We start from the raw sequence: 3,491 nt of genomic DNA on the forward strand, positions 1-3,491 counted from the left end.
AACCGTCGCCTCCGAAACAGTACGCCGACGTCCCCTGCGCTCGCGATGGGGAGAACTCCCCATCGCGAGTCCTCAGTCGGCGTCGGGCGCATCCGCGCTCACGGCATCGAGGAGCACCAGATCCGCCCGGTCGACCAGCCGCGACGCGATCACGTGCTCCACGAGGCGGGCACGCCGGTTCACCGCGGATCCGCGCGCTCCGCCGCGCATGCCGGGAACGCCGATGCGGTCGAACTTCTCGCACACGTTGTCGAGTTTGCGGTTGAAGCGCGTGACCGCCCAGCCCAGGCGCGCCGCCGCCTCCGTGCTCGAGGGGATCGCGCTCATCCCGGTGCCGTCGCGTCGCAGCAGCGGTTCGGCGAGCGCGAGCAGCAGCTGCTTCTGACTGAGCGTCAGCGGCACGTCACCGATGGTCGATTCACCCGTCACCTCATCGTCCCGGTGGGTTCCTCGGAACGTCGGCTGCGTGGAGTGGACCGTGAACTCGTAGGTCGTGGGGCCGGCCGAGAAGATCACCGAGGTGACCGCGAAGACCAGTGGCAGCCGCGCACCGGGCGCCAGCCACGCCTGCACGCCCCCCGAGGCGTCGGTGACCGTCGCCTGCAGCCGGCTGCCGATGTTGGCCAGCCACCACAGTCCGCCGATCTCGGCGATCTCGAGGAAATGCCGGTGCAGGAACAGGTTGTCGTCGATCGCCAGGTCGCCCTCGCGCCCGACCAGGAATCGTCCGCCCGGCTCGATCGGGAAGTACTCCCCCGCGAACTCGACGGTCACGCGAGTCGGCGTCGGCGCCGTGTCGGCGGCGGCCATCTCGTCGTCCTGCGGTGGGAGCTCTTCGGCGACCACGGATCCGATGTCACCCCGGTCGTCGGGCCCCGATCCGTCCGTCCGGGGCACGCCGCCGGCCGACTCCGAGTCCGCCGCCTGGTCGGAGCCCGCGGCCTCCTCGGCTTCCGGCTCGGCCGGATCCCCCGCCATCGCCAGCGCGATCGCCGATGTCTCCACGGCGTCCGTGACCGGCTCATCGGCGGATGCCGGCTCGGAGGGCGAGGGGTCGGCCTCGACGACGGCGTCCGGTGCCGGCTCGGCGCTCATCATGGCCGCGAGCCCGGTCCCCATGGGCTCGGCCTTCCCCTGCTGCTCGTCAGTGCTCACGGCGTGCATCCCTTCGCTCCGGCCGATGCCGAGCCGTTCGCCCGGCGCAGGACGACCTGGATGCAGGTCTTCCCTCCCGGCTGCGCCGGGACCGTGATCTCCGGCGCCTCGACGTTCGTCGGGGTGCCTTCGCCCGCTGCGGTGAAGACCGTCACGAGATAGGCGTCGCCCTCCTTGGCGCTCGGGTTCGTCCAGGTGAAGTGCACGGCACCCGCGCCGTCCGCCGCGCCCGTCACGTCCTTGGGCACGGGGGCGAGGTCGGCGAGAGGATCCTGCGGATCCGCGGTCGCCGAGGACTCCGGCTTCGGCTTCGGCCCCTGGGCGTTGAGGAGGTTCACCGCGAGCACCGAACCGCCCGCGAGGAGGAGCACCGCCACGACCGACAGCACCGCCCACAGCGCCCCGCGACGCGGGCGCGCCGCCGCAGGCGCGGGCTCGGGTTCGACGGCGGCCGGAGCCGGTCGCTCGGTCGGAGCAGGAGCGGACGCCGACGTCGCCGCGAAACCCGGCGCGGAATCGGCGGAGCGCGTCGCCGGCGCGGCGGGCACCGCGGACACCGCAGCGGCGGCCGGCTCGGGATCCACGACCTGCGCCGGGCGCACGCGCGTGGCGTCGTCGTCCGCGGGCCGGGCGCGAGGCACCTCGATCATCGCATCGGCGCGGGGCGTGACGACGGTCGCGTCGACGTCGGATCCGGTCGGCGCCGGCGGATCGAACCGCGGGCCCGGCAGAGCCGGATCCGTCGGCGCCTGCACCGGACGCGTGGCCGCGGACGGTCGCGTCGCCGAAGGGCTCGGGTCGATGCTGACGACCTCGCGCACCCGGGTGAGACCGTCGTCGTCCTCATCCGGGTCGGGTTCGACCTGGTGATCGTCCACGATGTCGATCGCCGTCACCGAATGCGACAGCTCGATCTGGATCTTCTGCAGGGCGCGCGCGAACGCCACGGCGGAGGGGAATCGATCGGCCGGGTTCTTCGCCATGCCGCGCTCGAGCGCGCGGACGAGGCTCTCCGGGACATCGGCGCGCCCGAGCGGCGGCACCGGCTCCGCCTCGATCCGCGAGATCAGATCCGCGCCGCTGTTGCGCTGGCCGACCTTCTCGAAGGGGCTCCGCCCGGTGAGCAGCGAGTAGAGCGTCGCGGCGAGCGCGTACACGTCGCTGCGGGCGCTGCTCTGCGGGGGGTCCCCGAAGGATTCCGGCGGCGACCACGGGATGGACATGCCCGCCGCCTCGCTGACCGCCCCGGTGGTCGAGGCGATGCCGAAGTCGGTCAGCGCCGGACGGTTGTAGGCCGTGACGAGGATGTTCGCGGGCTTGATGTCGCGGTGCAGGACCCCCGCGCGATGCGCGGTCTCGACCGCACCGGCGACCTGCACGCCGACGCGCAGCGCCTCGGCCACGCTGAACACCTCCTTGCGCGCGCGCTGCTGCAGGTTGGGTCGCGGGCAGTATTCCATCACCAGGTACGGGCGGCCGTCGTCGGCGACCCCGGTCTGATAGATGGTGACGATCGCGGGATGCGTGGAGAGCATCGCCATCACGTTCGCCTCGTCGGCGAACTCCTGCGCGGCGCCCGAGGCGAGGCGGTCGGCGAGCAGCACCTTCACGGCGACGCGGCGACGCGGCTGCTGCTGCTCGTAGAGGAAGACGTCGGCGAATCCGCCCGTGCCCAGTGGCTCGACGAAGTCGAAGCCCGCGAGCTGCGGCGGCGGAGACGGCGGCCTGCTCATGGCAGATCCTCGAACGCGACGGTCACCCCGTCGCCCAGATCGATCACATCACCGGTGACGACGATCGTGGGCTCGCCCGGGTGCAGTCGCACCGGGTCGCTGCCGCTGCGCAGCAGCGTGGATCCGTTGGTGGTGTGCAGATCGACCACGACCACGGCATCCGACTCGGGACGGATCTCGAGATGGCTGCGCGAGATGTCCTGCTGCGGGCTGTCGACCGCCACCAGGTGGGGGAGGGTGGCGCCGCTGGAACGGGTGGAGCGCGGCCGGCGGCCGATCACGACGATGCGATCGAGCTCGACGACCTGCCCCGTGGACACGCGGATCCGCGGAGTCGTGACCGGTGTCTCGGTCGCGGGAACCGCCGGGATCGACGCGAAGACCGGGTCGTCGCCGGAGGCGGCCCCGCGCAGTGCACGGGCCTGGGCGAGCGAGATCGTCGCGCCGTCGTGGTCTCCGCCGTCGTCCTCGACGCCGTCCGAGAGCGTCCCCGCAGCACGCGCAGGACGGAAATCGAGCGTGTGCCCTCCCTCGAGAGGCGGGACGACGGTGGCTTCGACGGCCGGCGCGGAGACCGGCGGAGCCGAGATCACCGTGTCGTCG

Annotated in this window: 3 protein-coding genes; all 3 read right to left on the minus strand. The window is 72.7% G+C overall.

Annotated features, from left to right (window positions below; all coding sequences use genetic code 11):
• Window positions 1-72 precede the first annotated feature (72 nt).
• Window positions 73-810, minus strand: coding sequence for a hypothetical protein (locus B7X32_RS19500; RefSeq protein ID WP_292723551.1), 738 nt, complete (start codon window positions 808-810; stop codon window positions 73-75).
• Window positions 811-1,151: 341 nt separating this feature from the next.
• Entirely contained in the window at window positions 1,152-2,888 is a 1,737-nt protein-coding gene (locus tag B7X32_RS19505; protein ID WP_292723545.1) for a serine/threonine-protein kinase, read from the minus strand.
• The coding region (locus B7X32_RS19510) for an FHA domain-containing protein (protein WP_292723548.1) at window positions 2,885-3,491 on the minus strand (607 nt) is incomplete at its 5' end. The genes B7X32_RS19505 and B7X32_RS19510, both read right to left, overlap by 4 nt.

Source organism: Microbacterium sp. 13-71-7 (assembly GCF_002257455.1).
Taxonomy (GTDB): domain Bacteria; phylum Actinomycetota; class Actinomycetes; order Actinomycetales; family Microbacteriaceae; genus Microbacterium.